This window comes from Baaleninema simplex PCC 7105 (assembly GCF_000332355.1).
In the GTDB taxonomy this organism is placed as follows: Bacteria; Cyanobacteriota; Cyanobacteriia; order Cyanobacteriales; family Geitlerinemataceae; genus Baaleninema; species Baaleninema simplex.
The window spans coordinates 2,493,421-2,495,121 of the sequence record NZ_KB235958.1; the positions used below are offsets into that span (position 1 = coordinate 2,493,421).

Sequence of the window (1,701 nt, forward strand, 5' to 3'; positions counted from 1 at the left end):
TTCAAATTCGGGTGGAGCGACAGGGTAAGCTCATCTAATTCGGACAATTCCATATATAGAGTTTTAGATTAACTGACTACGCTATATATGGAATTTTCAGTCTCAATAAGAAGTAAGGGAACCTCGAAAAATTGATTCTAGCTCAAAACTCAACGGCTGAAACCCTTAAAATCTCGTTCTCTATTCTCGACAGCAGAGCCTTTTTCTCAGTAAGCTTGAATTAATCGAGGTACCCGTAAGCTATTGAGATTTTTTGCAATAAGAGGCGTTTTTTTAACACCTTATTGACTTGATGAGCTTACCCTGCCGCGCGATAGGGGTGCATCTCAATTTTGCAAAAACATGAGAATTGGAAGCTGAAATCCTTATTCTCTCGTATAGATTTACATTGGGTGCATCTCAATGAGTGCAAAAACATCAGTTTGGGGTGGCAAAATTCCCGATTAGCACTTCCGGTATAAGATCCCCGGCATCTTGGAGATGCCGGGGATCTGGAAATTGAGTGCACCCAATTCGATGAATTTACATTTTTGAGATGCACCCTTTACATTTTTGAGATGCACCCTTGCTTCATCACTTACAGGAAAGGGCCAGCGTTTACGTTCCACGATCGTTTTAATCTCCGTATCGATGACTAAAAAGAGCGCTCGATCGAGGGAAGAGGTTCGTCATACATCGTAACGTACTCCAAGAAGGTCGTAAAATCATAAAGATTGAAACGCTGGGATGAGATCGCAGGAAATAGATCGATCGTATAAACTGTCGTTCCATCTGTCGTAAAGGCGACGCCAGCATCAGGATAGACAAAATGTACGAAATCTGTTGAGCCTCTCGCTCGAAACCTCAATTCATAAAATCCAAAACGCTGTCGCAAATCCTTGGGATTTAATAGACTTAGTTCGGGTGTGTCTTTCAAGCTAACACGAAAAAGTGTAAAATTATTTTTACGAAAGTAAAAACGTCCTGGATGTCGATCTGGATTTTGAATAATCGTATAATAATACGAGCATTTCCCCACAGGTTGAGTTTGGATTTGTTCTGGGGAAGGAGATAAGTACTCGACCAGATTGGAGAAAGATACATAACGCATTTTTAGAGTTCTATCGAGCCAATCTAAAGAAAAAGTATTCGGTAAGGGATTGGGTCGATAATATTCAGGAGGAAGGGGTTCGTCGTAGATTAGTAAATATTCGTCTAAAGCCTCGGGAGGAAATATACTGATGTCTAAAATTTTATTACGACCTATGGATAATGCGACTCCTGCGTTTGGATAGACAATATGTGTAGATGACAAACCAGAAATTCTCGGTCTCAAGCGAATCACTTCTGGCCCGAAACGTTGGTGTAACTCTTGTGAATTTAAATGACTTAAGGGATCGTTCCCTTCTATGCGATCTGTGAAAACATAAGAATAGTCAGAATGTATAGTAAATAAAATAAATTCTCCATCCCGAAAATAGAAACGACCGGGATAGGCATCTGGATGTTCTATGCTCGTGTAACGATTTGCACATCGAAACATAGAATCAACCTTTATCTGGTCTGGAGAAGGGGATAAATATTCAATAACTTCTGCTTGAGAAGCCTCGCGCAATTCTAGAATTTGCTCTAGGGAGAAGGTCATAAATATAACATCGGAGAGCAGCATGGGAAGAGTGAGAGCAACGCTGAAAATATTGTTCACGATCGTCAATCAACAGT

The 1,701-nt window shown here is 40.4% G+C and carries 1 protein-coding gene; it reads right to left on the reverse strand.

Annotated features, from left to right (window positions below; translation table 11 throughout):
- Window positions 1–634: 634 nt before the first annotated feature.
- Window positions 635–1,684 carry a hypothetical protein gene (locus GEI7105_RS37250; RefSeq protein WP_144053790.1) on the reverse strand — a complete coding sequence of 350 codons (1,050 nt, stop codon included), beginning with the start codon at window positions 1,682–1,684 and terminating at the stop codon, window positions 635–637.
- Between the last annotated feature and the right edge of the window lie 17 nt (window positions 1,685–1,701).